This window comes from Paenibacillus sp. ALE2, assembly GCF_054113385.1.
In genome coordinates this window covers 309,834-332,408 of record NZ_CM134213.1, presented here as the reverse complement: position 1 = coordinate 332,408, position 22,575 = coordinate 309,834, and the positions used below count along the sequence as shown (strand labels likewise).

General features: G+C 45.4%; 22 protein-coding genes and 1 other annotated feature. Of the genes, 13 read left to right on the top strand and 9 right to left on the bottom strand.

Translation table 11 applies throughout. From position 1 onward, the window contains the following. The first annotated feature begins 136 nt into the window (after window positions 1-136). The 5 genes from ACXHJ1_RS01395 (at window position 137) to ACXHJ1_RS01375 (ending at window position 6,342) form a co-directional block, all read left to right on the top strand. A complete protein-coding gene (locus tag ACXHJ1_RS01395; RefSeq protein WP_457905457.1) occupies window positions 137-1,447 on the top strand; it encodes a galactokinase in 1,311 nt (436 codons plus the stop codon). A gap of 112 nt (window positions 1,448-1,559) precedes the next feature. Continuing rightward, window positions 1,560-2,477, top strand: coding sequence for a PD-(D/E)XK nuclease family protein (locus ACXHJ1_RS01390; RefSeq protein WP_457905456.1), 918 nt, complete (start codon window positions 1,560-1,562; stop codon window positions 2,475-2,477). Between the two features lie 139 nt (window positions 2,478-2,616). Then, the gene (locus tag ACXHJ1_RS01385) at window positions 2,617-3,321 is read left to right on the top strand and encodes an SGNH/GDSL hydrolase family protein (RefSeq protein WP_016821383.1); all 705 of its coding nucleotides are present in this window, start codon (window positions 2,617-2,619) and stop codon (window positions 3,319-3,321) included. A 141-nt stretch (window positions 3,322-3,462) separates the two neighbouring features. Beyond that, window positions 3,463-4,806, top strand: a complete 1,344-nt coding sequence (locus tag ACXHJ1_RS01380) for a hemolysin family protein (RefSeq protein WP_016821382.1) — start codon at window positions 3,463-3,465, stop codon at window positions 4,804-4,806. Window positions 4,807-5,067: 261 nt separating this feature from the next. Further along, window positions 5,068-6,342, top strand: coding sequence for a methyl-accepting chemotaxis protein (locus tag ACXHJ1_RS01375; RefSeq protein WP_016821381.1), 1,275 nt, complete (start codon window positions 5,068-5,070; stop codon window positions 6,340-6,342). A gap of 90 nt (window positions 6,343-6,432) precedes the next feature. Here ACXHJ1_RS01375 and ACXHJ1_RS01370 read toward each other — a convergent pair whose 3' ends face one another. Further along, window positions 6,433-6,645 (bottom strand): hypothetical protein, encoded by a 213-nt coding sequence (locus tag ACXHJ1_RS01370; protein ID WP_016821380.1) that lies wholly within the window; start codon window positions 6,643-6,645, stop codon window positions 6,433-6,435. 140 nt (window positions 6,646-6,785) lie between these two features. Between ACXHJ1_RS01370 and ACXHJ1_RS01365 the strand changes: the two genes are divergently transcribed. Then, entirely contained in the window at window positions 6,786-7,568 is a 783-nt protein-coding gene (locus ACXHJ1_RS01365; RefSeq protein ID WP_457905455.1) for a YwaF family protein, read from the top strand. 112 nt (window positions 7,569-7,680) lie between these two features. On the opposite strand, the gene ACXHJ1_RS01360 is transcribed toward ACXHJ1_RS01365, so the two are convergent. Continuing rightward, window positions 7,681-8,472, bottom strand: coding sequence for an SDR family oxidoreductase (locus ACXHJ1_RS01360; protein ID WP_016821378.1), 792 nt, complete (start codon window positions 8,470-8,472; stop codon window positions 7,681-7,683). A gap of 204 nt (window positions 8,473-8,676) precedes the next feature. On the opposite strand from ACXHJ1_RS01360, the gene ACXHJ1_RS01355 reads away from it, so the two are divergent. Beyond that, a complete protein-coding gene (locus ACXHJ1_RS01355) occupies window positions 8,677-10,110 on the top strand; it encodes an N-acyl-D-glucosamine 2-epimerase (RefSeq protein WP_457905454.1) in 1,434 nt (477 codons plus the stop codon). Between the two features lie 115 nt (window positions 10,111-10,225). Next, entirely contained in the window at window positions 10,226-10,897 is a 672-nt protein-coding gene (locus tag ACXHJ1_RS01350) for an MgtC/SapB family protein (RefSeq protein ID WP_016821376.1), read from the top strand. Between the two features lie 214 nt (window positions 10,898-11,111). Here ACXHJ1_RS01350 and ACXHJ1_RS01345 read toward each other — a convergent pair whose 3' ends face one another. Both ACXHJ1_RS01345 and ACXHJ1_RS01340 read right to left on the bottom strand, forming a co-directional pair. Beyond that, window positions 11,112-11,789, bottom strand: coding sequence for a peptidylprolyl isomerase (locus tag ACXHJ1_RS01345; protein WP_017426371.1), 678 nt, complete (start codon window positions 11,787-11,789; stop codon window positions 11,112-11,114). Window positions 11,790-12,119: 330 nt separating this feature from the next. Beyond that, a complete protein-coding gene (locus ACXHJ1_RS01340; protein ID WP_044786420.1) occupies window positions 12,120-12,377 on the bottom strand; it encodes a YqkE family protein in 258 nt (85 codons plus the stop codon). Window positions 12,378-12,508: 131 nt separating this feature from the next. Here ACXHJ1_RS01340 and ACXHJ1_RS01335 point away from each other — a divergent pair, with 131 nt between their 5' ends. Next, window positions 12,509-13,741: an MFS transporter gene (locus tag ACXHJ1_RS01335; RefSeq protein ID WP_019686325.1), complete on the top strand. Its 1,233-nt coding sequence runs from the start codon at window positions 12,509-12,511 to the stop codon at window positions 13,739-13,741. Window positions 13,742-13,828: 87 nt separating this feature from the next. Further along, window positions 13,829-14,008, top strand: a complete 180-nt coding sequence (locus tag ACXHJ1_RS01330) for an aspartyl-phosphate phosphatase Spo0E family protein (RefSeq protein WP_013369715.1) — start codon at window positions 13,829-13,831, stop codon at window positions 14,006-14,008. Between the two features lie 67 nt (window positions 14,009-14,075). On the opposite strand, the gene ACXHJ1_RS01325 is transcribed toward ACXHJ1_RS01330, so the two are convergent. Continuing rightward, entirely contained in the window at window positions 14,076-14,978 is a 903-nt protein-coding gene (locus ACXHJ1_RS01325) for a DMT family transporter (RefSeq protein ID WP_016821372.1), read from the bottom strand. 160 nt (window positions 14,979-15,138) lie between these two features. Here ACXHJ1_RS01325 and ACXHJ1_RS01320 point away from each other — a divergent pair, with 160 nt between their 5' ends. Further along, window positions 15,139-15,999, top strand: coding sequence for a TrmB family transcriptional regulator (locus ACXHJ1_RS01320; protein ID WP_013369717.1), 861 nt, complete (start codon window positions 15,139-15,141; stop codon window positions 15,997-15,999). An 85-nt stretch (window positions 16,000-16,084) separates the two neighbouring features. Here the strand turns inward: ACXHJ1_RS01320 and ACXHJ1_RS01315 are convergent, their stop codons facing one another. From ACXHJ1_RS01315 to ACXHJ1_RS01300, 4 genes are all read right to left on the bottom strand, one after another. Next, window positions 16,085-17,707 carry a nucleoside hydrolase-like domain-containing protein gene (locus ACXHJ1_RS01315; protein ID WP_457905453.1) on the bottom strand — a complete coding sequence of 541 codons (1,623 nt, stop codon included), beginning with the start codon at window positions 17,705-17,707 and terminating at the stop codon, window positions 16,085-16,087. Window positions 17,708-17,943: 236 nt separating this feature from the next. Further along, on the bottom strand, window positions 17,944-19,026 hold the full coding sequence (locus tag ACXHJ1_RS01310; RefSeq protein ID WP_013369718.1) for a bifunctional 3-deoxy-7-phosphoheptulonate synthase/chorismate mutase: 1,083 nt from the start codon (window positions 19,024-19,026) through the stop codon (window positions 17,944-17,946). A gap of 84 nt (window positions 19,027-19,110) precedes the next feature. Beyond that, window positions 19,111-19,384, bottom strand: a binding site (T-box leader). Window positions 19,385-19,483: 99 nt separating this feature from the next. Next, window positions 19,484-19,663 (bottom strand): hypothetical protein, encoded by a 180-nt coding sequence (locus ACXHJ1_RS01305; protein ID WP_016821368.1) that lies wholly within the window; start codon window positions 19,661-19,663, stop codon window positions 19,484-19,486. A 92-nt stretch (window positions 19,664-19,755) separates the two neighbouring features. After that, on the bottom strand, window positions 19,756-20,016 hold the full coding sequence (locus tag ACXHJ1_RS01300) for a hypothetical protein (RefSeq protein WP_457905452.1): 261 nt from the start codon (window positions 20,014-20,016) through the stop codon (window positions 19,756-19,758). A gap of 183 nt (window positions 20,017-20,199) precedes the next feature. Between ACXHJ1_RS01300 and ACXHJ1_RS01295 the strand changes: the two genes are divergently transcribed. Then, a complete protein-coding gene (locus ACXHJ1_RS01295) occupies window positions 20,200-20,487 on the top strand; it encodes a hypothetical protein (RefSeq protein ID WP_016821367.1) in 288 nt (95 codons plus the stop codon). Between the two features lie 132 nt (window positions 20,488-20,619). Continuing rightward, window positions 20,620-22,509 (top strand): ATP-binding protein, encoded by a 1,890-nt coding sequence (locus ACXHJ1_RS01290; RefSeq protein ID WP_457905451.1) that lies wholly within the window; start codon window positions 20,620-20,622, stop codon window positions 22,507-22,509. Window positions 22,510-22,575: the final 66 nt, after the last annotated feature.

Genomic DNA, 22,575 nt, shown 5'->3' with positions numbered 1-22,575 from the left:
ATTGGTAAAATGCTCATAAAAGCGATTAAAATAAGCGCTTACAGATTAAAATTGTGCCATACTTTTACACAGGAAAAATTGAGATAATTAAAGCATCATTCTGAGTGGAAAACACATACAAGTAGGGGGATATACGATGAAAGATATGGAGCTATTGAATTCCAGCGAGGGACAGATGGTGCTTGCTCGAATGTACGGTCAACAACAAGTTTCCGAGCAAACCTCTAGATATCAATCACTTATACAGGCGTATCAGGAGCATTTTGGTGTAGGGGATATTGAATTATTTAGTGCTCCAGGGCGATGCGAAATTGGAGGGAATCATACAGACCACAACCACGGGAAGGTGCTGGCAGGCAGTATTACACTTGATACGATCGCTGTAGCTGCTAAAGTAGATGAATCCGTTATAACCTTCTTTTCTGAAGGCTACAAAACGAAATACGTCATTGATTTAAACGACTTGGCTCCAAAACCGGAGGATGATGGTACGATGCTGCTGATCCGTGGCATTGCAGCTGGTTTACTTGAATTCGGGTATCGCATCGGAGGATTTCAGGCTTATATATCGAGTAATGTATTCTCTGCTTCAGGATTAAGCTCTTCCGCTTCGTTTGAAATGTTGATATGCACAATATTAAATCATTTTTATAACGAGGGAGCATTAGATACTGTTGCTAAATCCAAAATTGGTCAGTATGCGGAGAATGTCTACTGGAACAAGCCTTCGGGGCTGCTCGATCAGATGGCTTGCGCCTATGGCGGCTTGATTTCCATTGATTTTGAAAATCCCAAGGAACCGATCATTAATCCAGTCCATTGGAATTTTGAACAAAACGGGTACTCCCTGGTTATTGTAAATACAGGTGGAAATCATGCTGATTTAACGGATGACTACGCAGCGGTGCCGAACGAAATGCGTGCTGTGGCTCAGTCTTTGGGCGCTTCTGTTTGCCGTGACTTATCGCCTGAGAATCTGTATGCCAATCTCAAGATGGTCAGGGAAAAAGCTGGGGATCGGGCAGTACTTCGTGCTTTGCATTTTTTTGAAGAAAATAAGCGTGTGGATGAGCAGGTGAAATCGCTGGAGGAAGGGCGCTTTTCTGATTTCTTAAGGCTGGTCACCGAATCTGGAAACTCTTCCTGGAAATGGCTGCAGAACGTTTATAGAAGTGGGATTGATCGGGAACAAGATGTATCGGTTGCACTGGCTTTAACAGAAATGTATTTAAAATCAATTGGTGATAGCGCATGCAGGGTACATGGTGGCGGCTTTGCTGGTGTGATCTTGACGATTCTTCCCAATGATCATGTGGATGATTACAAGGAGTGGATCAGCGGAATGCTGGGAACTCCAGTACTCGTTGTCAACGTCCGTGAGGATGGTGCTGTTAATGTAAGCGAATTGATCAATGCTGAACGGACTCGTAGCAAGTGTACTAACTAGTCAGTCAAAGACTTTAACCTATAGGTTAAAGTCTTTGTTCTTTTTATGGCCGATACAGCTTAGGCATGCGTTATAATAGAGAGATGGAAGTTCTAATGAAGGAGGGCCTGTCATGGCAATATATCCGTCCTGGTCCTATTCACAATCAAGGGCCCAAACGTTCGACGAATGCTTACGCAAATACTATTATCATTATTACGGCTCGCATAATGGCTGGAATTCGGCACAGGGCACTGAAGAACAAGTTACGTTGTATCGGCTTAAGCAACTGAGCAACTTATATATTTTATTCGGGAATATTACGCACCAAATGTGTGAATCGGTCATACGTGGGTGGATGGAAAAAGGGGCTGTCCCGCGCACAGCATTTCTGGAGACCGCTATGAAGAGCATGTTGAATGACAGCTACAAGGAATCCTTACACCGTGAGTTATGGCTCCAAGATCCCAAAAATCGGGTCATGCTGGCCGAAATTTACTACGATGATGAAGTGCTTTCGGAACGGATTGCCCGGATTAAGGAGCGACAGCACGCGGTGGTACACAATTTGTACCGTACCGCAGTTTGGCGTGAGCTGCAACAGGGCCAGGCCCGAATCGTTGAGGTGGAAAAATGGGATACGATGCTCCTACATGAGACAAAAGTATATGTCAAAATGGATTTGCTCTATCGTAGAGACAACGGAGACATGGTTATTGTAGATTGGAAAACAGGTAAGGAAGGCGACTTCTCCGACCAGTTATTTTTGTATGCTTCCTATGTGCAGGAGCATTATCAGCTTCCTTTGGAGAAAATTGAGGTACGGGTAGAGTATTTGATGACAGGAGAGCATGAAGTATATCGCCCCACACCAGAGGATATCGAGAAGGTAGTTGGCAATGTAGGACGTTACATCGAGGAAATGAAGTCCTGCCTCGATGATGATTACTATAATCGACCCAAGCCCGAGTCTTTCTTTACACCGATGCCTTCACGCAGGGTCTGCGGCGGCTGTAATTTTCGCGAGGTGTGTAAGTACCGCGCGGTCTGAAATCGAGAAATTAACATAAAAACGGAGTAGGTGGAATGGTGCTGCACAAGCAATAGCGGTGGGAAGCACCATCCACCTGCATAATGGCTATAACTCTCTCAAATTCTGAAACCGCTTTCCAATTCGGAGAATACGGGGTATGATAAGGGTATTATTGGAAATTGTGAAAGGGGACAGTGGAAAAATGCCGAGTACAGGACACACACGTATTCTTTTTCAAGGAGATTCCATTACAGACGGAGGAAGGGGACGGAATGAGGACGCGAACCATTGGCTGGGTCAGAGCTATGTGTATCTGATCGCTGGGACACTCGGGAGTCGACTGACTGCTACACAACCGGAATTTGTAAACCGGGGTGTTTCGGGGGATCGGGTTTCGGATTTGTATGCTCGTTGGAATGAAGACACGTTTAGCCTACAGCCGAACCTGCTCAGTATTCTAATCGGAGTGAACGATGCCTGGCGGATCGTGGAGCAGGAGCCGTCCGGGGTGACGGACCGATTTGAACGAGCCTATTGTCACTTGCTGGAGGAGACGCGTGAAGTGATGCCAGATACCGGGCTGATACTGTGTGAGCCGTTTATTTTGAAAACGGGAGCTACCGAGGCGCGCTGGGACACTTGGCAAGAAAAAATAACGGGCTACCAGCGTATTGTACGTCAACTTGCCGACAAATATGGGGCCGTATTTGTGCCGCTCCAGAGCATGTTGAACGAGGCCGCTACCAAGGCGGACGCTTCCTATTGGCTGCATGACGGGGTTCATCCGACAGCGGTCGGGCACCAGTTAATAGCCGATCAATGGATAGATATCGTGCAAAAGAGTCCGCTGGCGATTCGTTAACAAAGACATACATAGTCTATTCCTTGTCATTTTTGGGTAATACACGATTATGGACATCATTACTTATGTTATGGTTCCAACCAAAAATGAATGTCAAAGGGGGTGCTTCTTGCTTCGGCATCAACGGAGCAAGAGAGGGCTATGGAAACGATAAATATCATTCTAGTTATTTTACTTATCACTTTAACAGCTTTTTTTGTGGCCTCAGAGTATTCCATTATCCGTGTTCGGGTATCTCGTATCAACCAATTGGCCTCAGAGGGCAACAAAAATGCGAAAGCTGTTAAAAATATTCTGTCTCGGCTCGACGAGTATTTATCCGCTTGTCAGCTTGGAACCACATTAACTTCAATGGCGCTAGGCTGGTTAGGGGAATCTACAGTTGAGAAGCTGCTACATCCCCTGTTTGTGTTGGCGCATATTCCAGCTGGACTAACGGGAGTGCTCTCCTTTTTGCTGGCTTTTCTGATTTTGACCTATTTCGAGGTGGTCGTTGGGGAACTGGTACCCAAAACCTTCGCCATACAAATTGCCGAACCGATGGCATTGTTTTTTGCCCGTCCGATTACGGTATTCTATAAAATAACGTATCCTCTGAATTGGGTGCTCAGTCGTTCTTCACGTGTCATTACAGGGCTTTTTGGGCTAAAAAAAGTATCCGAAGAAGATGCAGCACTCAGTGAAGCCGAGCTTCGACTGGCGTTATCTGAAGGGTTTCGTAGTGGTGAAATTACACCGACAGAATATCGATACCTGAACAATGTATTTGATTTTGACGACCGTGCGGCGCAGGAAATTATGGTACCGCGCATCCACATCCGTTCTATATCTCACCAGGCAACGGTAGCCGAGTTTATGGAGCTGATCGAGGACAAAGTTTATAATTTTCTACCTGTAGCTGAACATGGGGACCGGGATCGTATTATCGGGATGATTCGTGTGAAGGAAGCTCTGCATGATTTGGCCCGTGGGCATAGCACAGGAAATACAACGATGGCTTCTTACATTCATCCGGTGCTTCAGGTGATTGAAACGGTTCAGGCTCGGGATCTGCTGATTCAGATGCAAAAACGACGTATTCCAGTAGCGGTGCTGGTGGATGAATATGGTGGAACGTCTGGGCTTGTCACCCTAGAGGACATTATGGAGGAAATTGTTGGAGACATTCCTTCCTATACGGATACCGAAACCCCCGCAGCGCTAACACCACTCATTACAAAAACAGATGATCATCGTTACATACTCAAATCACAGGCGCTTATCCATGAGGTCAATCGGCGCTTGGAGACAGATATTGAGGCCGGGGACGTATATACGATTGGCGGTTGGATGCTTTCCGAACGTTTTGATATCCAGCAAGGAGACAAGCTGACCAGCGGATTATGGGAGTTTACTGTACTGGAAAAAAACAGTCACCAAATAGACACAATTGAAGCGGTTAAAAAGGCGATTGTTGAACAGAAGGATGACAGTTATTCTCAATGATGGAAGATGGCGTGGCGAAGCAATAGATCGCTTCAGATGTGGCGAATGGCCTGCAACATAAGCGGCAGCGCGATTCGTCCGCTTTTTTGACGTAATTTGCTGCCTGAATAGAAGGTTGTTTTTGTAGTTAGGTCAGGAGACTTAAGGCTCTGCATCTTTATGCTTATAAATATAGGTGTCTGTGAAAAATACTACTAGAAATGTAGCAATTTTATGGTAAAATGGAATCAAATTTGAGTTTTTTGGGGTGGGCTACAGTACATGAAGATGTCACTAGGTACGAAAATGGTTACTGCATTTGTCTTGATTTCAGCAATAACCTATGGAACAAGCGCTTTTTTTATTTTTGTACTCAAGGACTGGCTTGCTCATGGTACACAGGAATGGGTATACACCTCGATTATTTTGTTATTGGGTGTCCTGTGGAGTGGCATTTTGGGCTGGTTGATCTCAAAATTACTTACACGGCCGATTGTTAGATTGGCCAAGGCGGCAGAGGAAGCTTCGGCGGGCAACCTGTCTGTCGTAATTCCAGAGCGCCGTTCAGATGATGAAATCAAAGTGTTGTACGATGCATTTCGGCATCTGATGTTGAACATTAAAGATATGTTCAATGAGATCTCGTATAGCACCAGAACAACTTCGCAAAGTGCAGAAAATCTGAGCTTGGCTATTGTACAGGCTACGGCGCAAATCGAGTCCATGTCTACGGTAGTAGAAGATATTTTGGATGGCGTAGAGCAGCAAAAGCAAGCTTCTGCCCAATCTATTAAAACAGCGGATCGAATGCTGGGCGATTTTAAAATGATGCGTAGCAAATCGGGGCATATGCTTGAACTGTCAGGCCATATGGAGCATTCGGTGGATTCAACGCAGACTGTATTTTCATCCCTGATGGATGGCATGGGTGAGCTGACAGCTTCACATAGTCGTTCACAGCAGGTGATTGCACGACTGGAAAAAGAAGCTTCACAAATTGAAGCGATTACAAGCACGGTGAAGGATATTGCCGAACAGACCCATCTGTTGGCGCTGAATGCTTCTATAGAAGCGGCACGTGCGGGAGAAGAAGGGAACGGCTTTGCTGTAGTGGCGCACCAAATTCGCGCACTGGCCGCCCAAAGTACGGAGTCTGTACAGCAAATTAATGCTATCGTTAGCCGTGTACAGTCACAAATCGTTGAGACTGTGGAGTTGATGCATCAGCAAACGTCTTTAGTCAGTGCTGAGGCGGAACGGACAAGCTCTGTCGACCAGACGCTGAACCGTTTGAACGCTATTGTACGTGAATTTGTCGAAAGCATTCGCACCATGGAAGAAGCCGTAACAGAGCAGACGAATCGGGTGGATCAAACCTTTGAGCAGATTCATCGTATCCAGCAAATGTCAGGGGCGTTCTCTGAAGGTGCTCACAAAATTTATACGGCTGCTCATGAGGAGACGGCTATTATGCAGGAAATTTCATCCTCTTCCGAGGACTTGAAAGTGCTTACGAATAAACTCATGATGAAAACACGTGGAATCAACTATAACTAAAAACGTCATGTGAGGCATGATGCATACCCATAAAAACGTAGCTGCTACACACCGGAAAACGAAGCAAAATGGTTCTCCGGTGTGTGGTGGCTATTTTTTAATTTCAAAAAATTCACATTGTTTTCTGGGATGGTAAGCCAGGTCACTGACGCTAGACTGCACAACGATGGTCTGATCGTCAAAACGGATTATCGTCCCGCCTGAGCCAATCAATTGGTCATCTTGAAATACCCGGACACGAAGATGACGTTCCAGTGCCTCGCTGAAATCCTGATCTGTAATTAATCGGCGATTAATCGGCATGAGTGTTCTCCTTTGAATATAATATCTTTTATCATAAAGGTTAAGGTATTGAACAAGCAAGAAAGACGGCTAGAACATATTCGACTATTTGGTATAAAATAGAAGATACAAAGAGAGAAAGAAATCGAAGGGGGCTTTCTATGGACTGGCTGTGGTCAGGGTCTTGGTTCGATGCGTATGCGCCGGAAGGGTTCGAAGCCTTTACTCCGTCACATGGGTTGGCTATACTGGGGCTCATTGTATGTGCTTTACTGCTGTGGCTAACGCGGGGATGGGTTCGGTCAAATAAGCCTGTAAGTGAGGGAATTCGCTGGTTATTAATTATGGTCCTCATTCTTTCAGAGGTGACTTTGAATATATGGTATGTGGCACAGCATATTTGGGATGTCCAGACATCGTTGCCCTTAGAATTGTGCAGTGTGACACTGCTGTTGTCCATCCTGATGCTTATGTTCCGCAGCCGTTGGTTATATCCGGTCGTCCTGTTTGCCGGAATTGGAGGAGCGCTCCAAGCAGTACTCACGCCTAATTTGGCTTATGCCTTTCCGCACTATCGTTTTATCCATTTTTTCGTAGCTCATAGTGCTATTATTTTGGCTGCCCTATATATGACCTGGATCGCAGGACTCCGACCGACATGGAAGAGTGTAGGGGGAGTTATGCTATTCCTCAATGGCTTGGCGTTGATGGTGTGGATTGTAGACCGTACTTTCGGTGCCAACTACATGTTTCTGACTGGAAAGCCGTCGACACCATCGATATTGGATGTTTTGGGGCCCTACCCTGTTTATATTTTGGCAGAAGAGGTCATTGCACTGCTATTCTTTTCTCTTCTGATGCTGTTGTTTGAGGTGCTGCCAGGAGGCAGATTGTATGTCCGCTTTCGCAAAGGAGCTGTGCATGGTGCTGACAGGGCGCTATAAAATAGTTGTAAAGCCATGCAAAAGCAGCCTTTTCCACTAGTAATGACTTGGGATAAGGCTGCTAAGAATGTCTGAGCAGTAGCTTATACGGGGACAACGATCCCCTTTATGCTTAACGCAGTAGCGATTCTGCTCCGTCTACATAGATCTCTGTACCCGATACATGAGATGATTCATCTGAGGCGAGAAACAGGACCAGATTGGCGACCTGCTCTGGCTCACCGGGAGCATCCTCCAGCGGATGTTCTCCGCCCTTCGGAAATTCGACTGGAATTTGTACCTTCTTCAAGTCTTCGGTAGGGTACGTGTTATCATCAATTTTCGTGTCGATAGCTCCTGGGCATATCGCGTTGACCCGTATTTTGTAACGTGCCAGCTCCAGCGCTGCCATTTTCATAAAAGCAACCTGAGCCGCCTTGGTAGAGGCGTAAGCTGAAAACCCAATACCCGAAAAGGTTCGGTTACCGTTGATGGAACTGGTGATGATAATGCTGCCGCCGTGTTCTTTCAGGTATGGAACAGCATATTTAACGGTGGCGAAGGTGCCGCGTAGATTAATATTTATTGTGCGGTCCCATTCCTCCAGCTCCATGGTCTCGATAGGGGCCATGGTGCCATTAATGCCTGCGTTGGCGAACACGATATCCAGCTTTCCGTATGTTTCCACGACTTTAGCGAACCCCTGCTGAATCATGTCTGGCTTGGCAATATCACATTCCAGCACAAGTGCTTCACCGCCTGCCTGCTCAATGATTGCTTTGGTTTCCTCTGCATGCTCAGGTGTCCGATCCAGCATGACTACCTTGGCGCCTTGTTCTGCAAAACGAATGGCGGTTGCTTTACCGATTCCTGAACCGCCGCCGCTGACCACTGCTATCTTTCCTTGCAATCTCTGCTCTGCCATTGACTATTCCTCCCATTCCGTTCATAAGCTAAACCTGACTCGTTATACCAATACCTCTGAACGTTGATGGTGAAACAGTAGCCGCTGTATTTCACCCCATTTGCGAAATATGGTAACATAGGCGAACCAGTAGAAACTTATAGCCCAAATATATAGATTCTGAGCAAGTATCGGAGAAGACGCGAGTGACGGAGGTGAATCGAATTGGACAATAAGAGACAGGGCCAATCCGAAATAACAGACTCTATAGCACGAATCGGAAAAATGAAACCATGGGTCATGAACGGTCCCAGTATTCAAATTGATCCGTTGTTTCCCTATTACGCCAATCGGTCGCGGGATAGCATAGCGGATGAGATCGCCCTTGCAGGCTACCAGATCGTGCATTATTTTGTCGTGCGTGAGAATGAAGTGGACGGAGCGCTTGTTGCTGCTTTCCAGCGTAGAGGCATCGCAGTGTGGGCGATGGTGCTGGGTAACGGTTCTTTTGGTGTGTCCCAGCTGCCGCCAGCGTGGAAGGAATGGCGCATGGAGCTGCTGCGCGAGCCCAATGATGGTTTTCAGCGGCTTTCGCATTTTGCCCAGGAATATGTGGAATGGAAAAAGAAAGCCGCTGCCCGGCTCGTCACCGATATTCCGTTTGACGGCTTTGAGGTGGCGGAGCCTTATTTCCCCGAATGGAACGGGCTGCGCAGTGGAGTGTACGGGGATATTGGGCCGCATGCGCAGCGTGCCTTCCGCGCGCGCTACGGTGAGGACATTCCGAATTTTCGTGATAAACATGCGCGGAACTACTACCGGAAGGTCCCGAAGCTGTACGCGCAGTGGGTCGATCTGCGCGTGGACGCCGTGAATGGGCTCATCCGTGAGCTGGTGAACGGCGCAGGCGGTGTGCGTGATGTCCGGCCGGACATCTGCGTGGCGACATGGTCGCTCGCTGTGAGCGGGCGTGGCGATATTCCCGGTCAGCTGCGGGAATGGCAGGGTCTGGACGCGGTAGCCATGATCGGGAGCGTAGCCCCGGATATGCACGTACTCCAGACCCATTGGCCAGACTGGATGCGCCGCCGCCTGCCGCCACAGTATATTCGCGGCTATGCTCGCATCGCGCAGTCCATACGCGCCGCATATCCGGGCTTGCCCCTCGGAGTGCAAGCGGATATCGGTTCGCTCGCGCGGATGGTTCGGGACCGCGAGTGGACGCAGCAGTTCGGGGCTGCCACCCTGGAGAGCGACTACGCCGCCTGGACTGCGTATGAGTACCATCTGGGAGGCTACATGTACGATGAGCCTCCAGTACCTCTTAGGGCGGAACGTTCCGCCGAAGATGAGGTGGTTATTTCTTTCAGTAAGCGAATTGCAGCCCCGGTTGTGGGCGAACTTCGTATTTGGAGTAGGGAGGACAACGCAGATTCAACTCGCGCTTTGAACCGCAAGCTAGTGAATGATTCACTAACACTGCTAGAGCTTGTGGAGGCAGCAGCAGACGGAAACCGTCTATTGCTCCGTGTACGCAATTTACCATCGAGAACATTTAGTATGCGTATAGACGGTGTGCAGGATACACCAGAGCTGTGGCTACTCAAGGGAAGAAAGGCGCATCGCAATCTTCCCGAACAGGAAGTAAAGGTTCCTTAAAATTTGGGTAATAACAAAATAACAGCTGTATAACGGCTCATTTGCCGGAGCATCATGAATTATATATTAAGGCAACATCTTTTCATAACATAAACAATAGTGGAGTGAAAAAGGTATGTGGGATTGGGATTACCTGATTCGAGTCATGTTTGCCGGATTGTGCGGCGCATTAATCGGCTATGAACGCAAAAGTCGGATGAAGGAGGCAGGCATTCGCACGCATTTCATTGTCGGGATCGGGGCGTCGCTTATGATGGTGGTATCCAAATATGGTTTTCAAGACCAGACTGTATGGTCTAACCTGTCGCTGGACCCTTCCAGAATAGCAGCACAGGTTATAAGTGGAGTTGGCTTTATCGGCGCAGGAATGATTTTTACACAAAAAAATAGAATCAAAGGGCTAACTACCGCTGCGGGCATCTGGACTACCGCCGGGATTGGTATTGCTGTCGGTGCAGGAATGTATGGGCTTGGCGCGGGTGTAACGCTGTTTATTTTGGCGGCTCAGTCCTTGCTCCATAGTCGTTTTTATCAGATGGCTACCCCGTCCACACGGCAAGTGGTAGTTCAGGTTGATAATGAGCCGGGTGTACTGAATCAAATTAAAGAACTGCTGGAGAACAAAAAGCTGACCATTCACAGCTTTCACGCCGAGCGCATCAATAACGGTGAGCAGTTGATGGTTCATATGCTTCTAAAACTGTCTCGGTCAGAGGGAGTGGAGGAATTGTTGTCACTGCTGCAAGAGATGGAAGGCATCCGTTCAGTCGAGACCAAATCCAATTAGACGACTTTACTGCTTATTAAGTAACTTTTGTCGAACGCTGTAGACACATTTAACAGTAAAAAAATCTAAAAATAATGATTGAAAACGCTTCCTTTTGTGTATATACTCTTACTACATCACAGAATCAGCAGCTTAGAAAGTATCAGGGGATAAGCAAAAACGACCTCATGCGTATGCACAAGGTCGTTGCGGTTATCCCGTTATGAAAGACGGATTATTTTACTTTGACGGGTTCTGGATATTTTTTACCCAGCGTATCTACAGTAACTTTTTTCATTGTAGCTGGTTTGGTAGGTTTGTCATTGCTATCCCGTTTGGAGTTGACGATAGCGTCGACCACGTCCATTCCGGACGTTACTTTACCGAAAGCGGCATACTGACCGTCGAGGTAGTCCGCATCGTCAACCATGATAAAAAATTGCGATCCGGCTGAATCCAGATCGGCTGAGCGGGCCATGGATAATACGCCACGTGTATGTTTGAGTGTATTGTTAACGCCGTTGCTCTTGAATTCCCCTTTGATACTGTAGCCGGGGCCGCCTGTACCGTTACCTTGCGGATCACCACCCTGAATCATAAAGCCGGGGATGACGCGGTGGAAAATGGTACCGTTATAAGCTCCCTTTTGCACCAAGGAGATGAAATTGTTAACCGTGTTCGGTGCTACTTCCGGATACAGCTCAAGCTTGATTTTCTTGCCATCGTTCATGACAATCGTGACAACTGGATGTGAAACAGCCTTGCTTTTGTCTTTAGTTGCAGCGGGAGTTGTGGTGCTTGTCCGGCTTGCAGCTTCCACATCGGTGGCTTTTGTGCCACATCCGGCAACCAGCACGAGCATGATGGCCAGCAGGCACAATGTGTACCATGGGCGTATCGATTTTCGGTTCATTAATATTCCTCCTGAAAGGTTGGATGGTGTAACATCCTATTTTATAGTTTGGGGACAGCGCAGAACACTTTTCCATTTACTATCATACCTTTTTTGTTGGGGATAAGGAAATACGGGTTTGAAAGCCGTATTCTTGACCCATACTGCTGCTATTCCCAAGGAAAGGGGCAGGATCATGATGGAGGTAGACAAAAAACTGGCTAAAGGTCTCATATGGGGTATGGCGTTCAGTCTGCCAGTTTGGGTAGGGGTGCTGTACTCAGTACAACATATTCGTGACTGGCTATAACATAAAGTGTAAAGATAGGCCAAAACCGCAATGGTTTTGGCTTATTTATATTTGTGCCAGTCCAAATTGCTGTTATTCAACAGATGTTCAAAGTTGTTGTCCAGCTTCTTTTGTTCAGCTTTTTTTGCTTCAAGGGCACGTTGCCGTTCGTCTTCTTTACGCTTGTCTTGCTCTGCTTGCGCTTCATTGGCTTGAGCCTTAAGCTTGTTCAGCACGTCCTGACTCAACAGATCCTTTAAGGTAGCAGGTTTGTCCTGAGCCGCAGGAGCAGCGAAAGACAAATTTCTCTTTTTAGCCATGTCATCATCTCCATTCCATTCGATTATATCAGCTTCTTCGTGGTTGTTCCACGATGAAAGGCTAAGGTTTACGGTAGACTTTTCTAATTTAGAGGGTAATAATGGAATGAACAGAAGGGACGTGTGGCAGCATGCATCTATATTGGAAGCGAAACCTGATTGTTTTGTGGATCGGAGTATTGTTTTGCAGCATGGCCTATTCCGTGTCGATTCCGTTTTTACCTATTTTTCTGAATACGGAATTGGGGGTTAACGATCAACTGGAATTATGGTCAGGAATTGCCTTTGGAGTTACTTTTTTAGCGAGCGCGCTGATTGCCCCGTTTTGGGGCTCGCTGGCAGATAAGTATGGACGTAAGCCGATGCTGATTCGTTCAGGGTTTAGCCTGGCTGTATTATATCTGGTATGTGCTTTAGTGACAGACCCCTATGTATTTGTAGGAGTTCGCTTGTTTCAAGGACTTCTCTCCGGATTTATTCCTGCGGCGATTGCGCTGGTCGGAACGGGCTCGCCTGAAGAAAAAACGGGCTATGCCCTTGGCATTATGGCGACTGCTGGAGCGACTGGCAGCATTATAGGTCCGCTGATCGGTGGTGTGGTGAGCCATTATTATGGCAATCGAAATGCCTTTTTTTTCTCAGCGGCTCTTGTACTGGTATCTGCGTTCATCGCGACATTTGGCGCTAGAGAGGATAGCTTCAAGGGCACCAGCACCCGCTCGCATGTTCGGGATGATATCAAAGAGGCTATTGCTAATCGGCCATTGTACTTTTTGCTTATTCTAGCTGGATTAAGTACCTTTTCTGTTATGATCTTGGAACCGTTAATTACGGTGTATGTGCTTGAAATGGGTGTGGACCGTAGCCATGCGTCTTTAAGTTCCGGGATTGTATTCTCAGCTGTAGGCATCGCGGCAGTGCTGATGGCTCCCCGATGGGGCCGGATTGGAGGGAAAATCGGCTTTGCCCAAGTGTTGCTGATTGGGCTGATCGGTTCGGGGATTGGGAACATCTTGCAGTTTTTTGTAACCAACTTTGTTGGTTTTGGTGCGCTTCGGTTTGGATATGGATTGTTTTATGCGTCTGTCATGCCGGCGATTAATGCCATGACTGTGGAAGTCACCAAGCCGGAGTTTCGTGGACGAGCCTTTAGCCTGAATCAATCAGCTACCCAGCTCGCGACGATGGCGGGGCCGCTGATTGGCGGCATGCTTGGTAGCTGGATGCCCATTCGCTGGATCTTCGTATTAAACGGTGGCATCTTGCTGGTTGCAGCGTTGTTGCTATGGGCGAAGGGAAAAAACGTTTTCCCGATTTCAGCCCAAAATAACGCAACGGATCAGAATATTCATTCTGCCGGATAGGCCAATTAGATAATTATCCCAAACCCTTATTTTTAGTATATTATTCATAACCCTTTACACTGATCATATGACAGGGAGGGATATATTATGATAAGAGACGACATTTTGCGTCAACAGCTTGAGAATGCCCGTCAAAAGCTGTATATTTTACAAGCAAAACATGGCTTTAATCATGCCAGTGTGCTCAAACAGTCTGTAATTATGGATAACCTCATCAATCAATATAACCACCTTTTTTATATAAAAGAAAAAAAGCCGACTGCATAGATATAACCAACTGGGCGAGATCTTTTAAAAAGGCCACTCGCCCTTGTATTGTAGGGCTGCAATATCTTTAGGTACGGTTAGTTTGATGCGCACTCATCAAGACCCCTATAATAACGACCAAGCCGCCAATGATTTGGCGCCATGTAATCGTTTCGTGCAATAGTAAGACAGAGAACAACACCCCAAATATCGGAACCAAATTCATTAAAGAAACGGAACTGCTCGGTGACAGCTTGATTAATCCGTAATTATAAAGCAAAAATGCGATAACGGAGCAGAACACACCCAGATACATGAGCAACATAAACGATCCCGTTGTCGGAGCCTGCCAGCTATCCTTTTCTAATAGGGCTAACGGTATGAAAAAGATACTACCTGCAACGGTTTGATAAAAAGATAACGTCACCGGCGGATATTTGTCCACAACCTTACGCGTCATGAAAGTGTAGAACGCCCACGCAAATCCGGTACCAATCAATATTAAATTGCCGATGAGTTGATTCTTACCATCCGAGCTTTCGCCAACGGAGGTTAAGAAATATACCCCGATCATGGCCAGTGCTATGCCGCAGACTTTATATTTGGATAATTTGACTTTATACAAAATAAATTCAAGCAGCGATGTAATTGCAGGATACGATGCGACAATTAATGCTGCGTTGGAAGCGGTCGTCAGGCTAACCCCTATATTCTCCATTGAAAAATAAAGAGTGATTCCCAAAACCCCACTAAACGAAATCGTAGCCAAATCCTTTGGCTTTACTTTGACATGTTCTTTTTTGATCAGCAGAACGATACCTAGTACGATGGAAGCTATGATAAATCTGGATAGACCCAAGGTAAGAGGAGGGAACGTCGTATAGGCTGCTTTGGTGGCAATAAACGATGTGCTCCAGATCAATAGGGCTAGAATCGTAGAAGTATAGTAAATCCGGTTGCTTTCGCTGTGATGAGCTATGACTTTGTTCAAGTTATATCCTCCCTGAGTTCATCCCCTATGAAATATGATAGTGATAGTAGCTACTATAGTTACTACTATGAAAATGCTACTAAAAAGATAATTTGTATATCAGTTTTTGTCAAGGGGAAGTGATATAGTAAGGAAGAACATGAATTGAGGAGAAGACGTCATGAAATCAAAACCAAACATATTAGAAATTCTACGTGATTTGAATTTTAGTGAATATGAAGCCAAAGCTTATGTGACCTTATTGGAAAGCTCTCCACTTTCGGGATATGCCGTTTCATTGAACTCTGGAGTACCGAGATCCAAGATTTACGAGGTTTTGTCGGGAATGGTCAACCGTGGGGACATCATGGTAAGTCAAGAAAATACACCTCTATATGTGCCACTTCCTCCACATGAATTGATTGCCCAGAGAAAGCGCAAAGCAGAGCAGATTTTCAACGTGGCGCAAGAGAGTTTGGAGCAGTACACAGCATCGTTTCAAAACAGAGAGAACATTTGGAATATTTCGGGGTATGAAGCCATTATCAATCGCATCAATGAAGGCGTGAAGGGAGCAAAACACCGAATTTTACTGGAAATTTGGAAAGAGGATGCCGAGGTGTTCCGGGATGCCTTAGAGCAAGCTGCTCAGCAAGGAATTGAGGTGATCCTTGTAGCATATGGTGATCTTAACTTTGATTTTGCTACTGTTTACCGCCATGATATGAGTGAGGAGATTACGTCCGAAATCGGTGGTCGGTGGATTGTGCTTAGCGTGGATGATCGGGAGGTTGTAGCTGGCATACTTTCACTTGGTGATGACAGCCGTGCTGCATGGACGCTACACCCGGGTCTTGTAATGCCGATTACGGAAGTGATTATTCATGATATTTATATCATGGAAATCCTATATGAGTTCCGTGAAGAATTAGAGGCAAAATTCGGCCCTAATCTAATCCATCTTCGCAATAAATTCGCCATGGGTCCGAATGGAAAGGGATATTATGTTCCTTTGACTGAAAAAAGTATTAAACGTGTATAGAGATTGTCCGAGGTCCGATACGCAAAAATAAACAGGCCCATGGAGTATGATTCCATGAGCCTAATTTATTGAGTGCTGTCTTCTGTTATTTTACGGTTACAATCACACGCTGATAATGTTTCAAAGAATGTTTACCATTGTCCTGTACTTCTGCAATGATATGAATTGTATCCCCAGACTTCGCATCTGCCGGAACTGTAAAACTTGCAGTATTTGTGTCGCTACCTTGCAGGTCAATTGTGTTTATTTTCTCACCTTTGGCTACTTCACGATGAAGCCCAAGCTGCATATCACCCAGCATTTCAGGTTTAACTTGCGCGGGTTTGACCTTAGAATCTTCATAGGTGTCAGCTTCGAAATATCTCCACCATTTATAGGTCAATGCATCACCGTCAGGATCTGTTCCTTCTGCATGTAGAGTTATGTTCTCCCCTGGACTAGCCGTTAGATCTAATCCTTCTTTAATGGTCAATGTTGGATTATGGTTGGCATCTTTATAGTCGGAAGCAATAGCCCAATCTGCACGGGCAGCAAAGTCATTTTGAATATCATCAAACCAACGCATCAGAGAGTACTCTGCTTCGAATTTTTTCGTATGCACATCATAATCTAACACCGTATTTCTAAATAATTTATCGTTAACGACACCAAAACGACCACCCCAGCCACCATAGGTTGGGTTTTCCATGCTCCGTAATCCGTTATCAATTAAATAGAAGAAGGATGGAGAATCTCCTTCGGAAATAAAGTCATACTTGTCGTATTGTGGATTTTTCTTCAAGTAGGCTTCACTGCCTCTTTGTTCTTCATCCAATTCACCTTTGATGATATTGCCGTCGCCCATCAAAGCATACATATTTAGCAGCTTGCCATGACCGTCTTTAATGTTTTTGAAGTTCCATTCCCCGTGTAACTTGCTGTTTACTTCTTCCGTGTGCATTTTCCAAGCATAAGCGAAATGCCAGAAGTTAGATTGGTCATTGATAATTCTGATGTCAGGCCAATTTTTGGCGATGTAATTATTGTAGCTATCGTCCTGGTCCAAAATGATGTACAGAACGAGTTTATCACTTACTTTTTTCCGAATCGTTTCCCATTGATCTGTATTTTTATATTCATCTTCAATGGATTTCAGAGCTCTGGCTGTGGTATTGGTTCCACCCCAAGTTTGTACATACAGATCTCTTTGGTCATCGTCTAGGAAAAGTGTTTTCAGGAAATTCGAGCCTTCCGTTTCCTTGTCCATTTCACCTTTGTTTGAAATATTTCCGATCTTGGTAACGCTTTTAATATATTCAGGTTTTGGATACCCTTCAGCATGTTTGATTAGGTTGGGGTAAATCTCTCCGTAGGCATCAATCATATCTGTTACCCATTGGGTTCCGGTCCATCTGAATGGCTTGATGCCGGCCTTTTCATCACCTGCATAATGATATACGGAGCTAGTCAGTACAATCCCGGACAAATCCATTTCGTTAGAGTAGAGAAGAAAGCGTATGACTGAGTTCATATCATCTACTTCTCCGTCAGTAGTAATAACCGTTCTAGCCTTGGTCGCTTTATTTTCCACTTTATTTCCCGCTGGTTGTTCTGTTGGAGCAGCGCTTTCATCCTTTACGACGGCTGGCGACTTACCACTGCAACCACTGATGATTAAAATACATATCATAGCTAACAAAAAAATGCTTAACCCTTTTCTTTTTCTCATTTCTGTTCCCCTCTCTGAACGTTTCTATGATGATTTTTTAGGATTATAACCATGTAGGTATTGTTATTATTCAAGATTTAGGCATAAAAAAAACCTAAACATATATATGTCTCAACAAAAGTCGAGCATATATACATTTAGGTTTTGCCTGCATGATCAGTCACAATCCTGATTAGATTCTACATCATAATCTGACAAAATGAAAGCGGTTTATGATTCTTAGCACAAAATTAGTTTTACGCTTTGAATAAACCGGATTCTTTAACTTCAGACAGGAAGTTGTGGAATTCAGGGATGTTCAGCTGTTGCTGAGCATCGGACAAAGCGACTGCCGGGTTCGGGTGAACTTCTACCATGATGCCGTCGGCACCAGCAGCCAGGGCAGCCTTGGCACAAGGGGCCAGGATGTCTTTACGTCCTGTAGAGTGAGTTACGTCCACCAATACAGGCAGATGGCTTTCCTTTTTCAAAATCGGAACAGCGGAAATATCCAGCGTGTTACGTGTCCATTTTTCATACGTACGAATACCGCGTTCAATCAGCATGACTTGTGTATTACCACGGGATACGATGTACTCAGCAGCATGAAGGAACTCTTCCATGGTGGCAGCCAATCCGCGTTTGAGCAGAACCGGAGTTCTCGTTTCACCCGCAGCTTTCAGCAATTCAAAGTTGTGCATGTTGCGCGCGCCAATTTGAATGATATCGATGTAAGGGATCGCTTCCTCCAAATGTCTTGGATCGACGATCTCACTGATTGTAGCCAGCCCGAACTCGTCGCCAACGCGTTTGAGAATTTGCAGGCCTTCAATACCCAGTCCTTGGAAATCATACGGAGATGTACGTGGTTTGAACGCACCACCACGCAGAATCGGCACACCGGCTTCCTTGAGAGCTGCTCCTACCTCGCGCGTTTGTTGATAGCTTTCCACCGAGCAAGGTCCTGCAACCATGATGGAGGCTTTGCCACCTACCAGTGTGTCTTTAACCTTGATAACCGTGCTATCCGGCTGATTTTTGCGGCTGACAATCAAATGTTTTTTGTGTTCTTCTTTTTGATAGTTCAGAGAAGCCTTGAAAATATTTTTGAACAACTGGCGAATTGTAGCATCGTCGAAAGGTCCACGATTAGCTGCAATCAGCTTGTCCAGCATTTGTTGCTCGCGCACTGGATCAAAGTCAGGCACTCCTTGAGCTTCTTTCAATTTTCCAAGCTGTCCCGCCAGTTCAGCGCGTTGGGACAGCAGCTCCAGCAATTGCAAGTTTGTAGCATCGAGCTGTTCCCGCAACAGCTCCAAAGAATTTTCATTGGTTGACATACAGTACACCCTTCCCGAATTTAAATTGTTTTTTCTTTCAGCCCTTGGACTTTTTGCAGAAAATAACACAAAAAGGCACTCGTCGCAAGGGACGAATGCCGTGGTACCACCCTAATTACAGAAGTATACATGCAAGTCGTCAACGTCATTCAATCGACGGCAGTAACCTCTGAGCTTGATGCCCGTAACGGGGGCTTCCGGAAACCTCTACTGCGACCAAAGGAATGAATCCTTCTGTCGTCGGTTCAAGGCTCGACTCGGGAGTGAATTTCAACGCGGGATAGCGGTACGCTCTCAGCAATACGTACCTTTCTGTGGGAATCCGATGACGCTTACTTGTCTCCGTCTATGTCTTTGTTCATGGTATTCAAAAGATTTGACCTTATTTTAAACAAAGTGGATGCAGAAGGCAAGCCCTGATTTCCGATTCTAGTTTTTGCATTCCCTATCTGTTCTTTCATCTTGCTTGATCTCTGGGTTCGGGCTTCGCTGATGCGACTCCTCGTGGGTTATCTTCGGCTAAGGTATCATCCGTATGAGTCTTGTCCGCAGTCCTGCGGTCATCCTCTTCTACAGGATTCAAGGCTTTATAGCGTTTGTACTCCATATCAGCCTGAGACATCGGATCTTTATACATAGGAGATTGGTCAACTCCTTTCGGTGTATATACTTCATTACCCGCATAGCAGGATGAGAAATCGCTTTCTTATATCCTATCATATGCAGTAATTAATCCAGAATATCGTCACTCTCCAGTTGCTCTTCTTCATCCCCGTCTGTACCGTTCAGCAAATCTGTACCATGCAGGAATTCAGCAGGCGCAGAGGGATCAACAGGACTATTCGGTGTTAGTTCATCGGCATCAGGCACGTCCTCCAGAGGAGTATCCGGCCCCTCAATCAGATTCTCCCAGTTTGTTTCTGCATTTTGCAGGGAAGGCTCAAAATCATGATCCTGTAGCTCAGTCTTTTGATTGTCGCGATTTGCCATCTAACTCAGCTCCTTTACTTTTTGTTGCTTATTTCGACCTTACCCAAACCGCAGAATGGCTAAACTTAGAGTTAGTGTGTCTGTAAGAAGTTAAAATCATGCGAATAGAGATATGCTCTTTCCCAATTAGCGTTTTTTTGGTAACTGCTGTGATATGATAAAGAGGAGTTGGAGGGATATGAATTGGAATGGTACATGTTTGGTCCGATGATTAGCCGAATCCGAGTAGGTCAAAAGGCGTCTACTCCAGGTTATTCGCGTACCGTTATTCGGCGTCCGGATGGTTTATATTGGACAGACGGCGGACAGGCCGGAAAAATAGTAGAAATACGCGATTATTTATTCTCCGATATTTGGACGATCTATGAGGATGAAGAATGTGAACCTTGGATAGGGCTTAGAGAGCAGATGGAGCGACGCGAACAGGAAATGATCATTAATCAATATGAAGATTTTACAAATAATGATTAAAAAGAACATGATACCCTTATTATGAAGAAGGTATGAACATCATCGTATAGAATAATATAATTTCAGGAAGATAAAAATGTTAAAACATATACAAATTTGTAAATCCTACTACGTAACTTTGAGGTGCTTAATATGAGGCATGTGCCCAAAGCTGTCGCCGCTCTGCTAGCGGTCATTGTGATACTATTGTCGCTGGACCACATTGGCTATGCGGCCAAAATCACCCCGGAAAGGGAGTATAAGATACCCTCCTGGGATATGAGATGGGGAGCAGAAGACGAGGATGGCTCTTTAGATGAGGTAAATGATCACAGTAAGGTCTGGATGCATATTGAAGATGATACACAGCTACTCAAGCAGCCAGGCAATAGAGGCACCGCCTGGATTCGTATTAAGCTACCTTCGTTAAATGATGAAACACCAGCGGTGCTTTTTGAAAATATTTATGGCAGGCACATTACGCTGTATAAGGATGGTACCAATTTTTATGAATCGTACCGTGGCTATAATTATGAGAATAATCGTATTCTGATTCCGCTGAAGCCAGAAGACAGTGGTAAAACATTATACATATGGACGGAAAGCAGCAAAAATAGACTGGGCATTATCGGAAATGTGATGACTGGTGATTATCGTGACTTGTTGGGAAACTTGGTCAGAATGGATGTCTTGGATATTGTACTAGGCAGTACATTTATCTTTATCGCCCTGGTGCTATTGATTTGCTCGTTCTTCCTGTTCCGTCCAAGTATGGCGATGTGGTTGTCCCTAAGTGCGATTGTATTGTCTATCGGTCTGATGATTGTAACGTATTCACCGTTTTTATATACGTTCTATCGCGGCTATGGCAAGCTGTATTTACAACTTTTTGATGTGGCGCTATTTATTCTGCTGCCTTCATTAGCCTTCTTTTTTGAGCAAAATATCAATTCGATTTTACTGATTCGGAAATTCAGAAAATTGTTAACCGCCTACTCTTTGTTCTGCTTCATCATCATGATTGTGAATTTAGGAGCACAGGAGCGACTCAACGATGTATATTATTTCTTTAGTGTAATCGTCCTCGGTATATTGCTCGTAGCTTTAATGGTACTTTTGGTATTTGCTTCGGTTCGCATGGCGCTTAAGGGAGACCACGAAGCGATCATTTTATCGACAGGCTTTGCATTTTTTGCAGTCATCACTATCGCAGAACTCAGCTGGTTCTTTATCCGGGACGGACACTACAATATGTTTTTATGGAAATGGGGCGTGTTCGGTTTTGTCCTGGCATTGATTGCGATCTTGGGCAGAAGGCTGGCGGAAAAGCACAAGCAGGTGGTTCGGTATTCCAGAGAACTGGAGATGTTCAATAATGAGCTTCAACGTTCAGAGAAAATGGAGATTATTAGCGATTTGGCTGCATCTGTAGCTCATGAAGTGCGCAATCCGCTTCAGGTTACACGTGGATTTCTTCAGTTGATGAGCAAGCAGGAGGATGGTAAAAACAAAGACTATCTGCATATCGCTCTGGAGGAGCTGGATCGAGCGTCCGCGATTATTACCGATTTTCTGACTTTTGCTAAGCCAGAGTTTGACCATACCAAAACGTTGACCATATTGGATGAGTTCAAGCATATTGAAGGAATTATCAGTCCAATGGCAAATTTGCAAGGTGGCAAAATTTCGCTGGATATTCCCCAGGAAATTAAAGTGCGCGGGAATTCCTCTAAATTCAAGCAGGCATTTATCAATATTATCAAAAATAGTATTGAAGCGCTGCGAGAACAGGGACATATTCATATATGGGCTTATGTGGACAATGGAGAAGCAGTCATTCATATTCGGGATAATGGTGAAGGGATGGATGCTCAGACCTTATCCAGACTAGGTGAGCCTTATTTTTCGAATAAGACTAAAGGCACGGGTTTGGGGATGATGGTGACATTTCGGATTATTGAAACGATGAATGGTAAAATATCTTTTACAAGTGCAAAAGGGGTGGGAACAGAAGCGACCATCCGCTTCCCCGTAGCCGGATAACATCCGGCTTTTTTGCTTTCGGAGAAAACGGAGGGAAGCTTGCTGAGCCCACCCGCCTGAGATTAA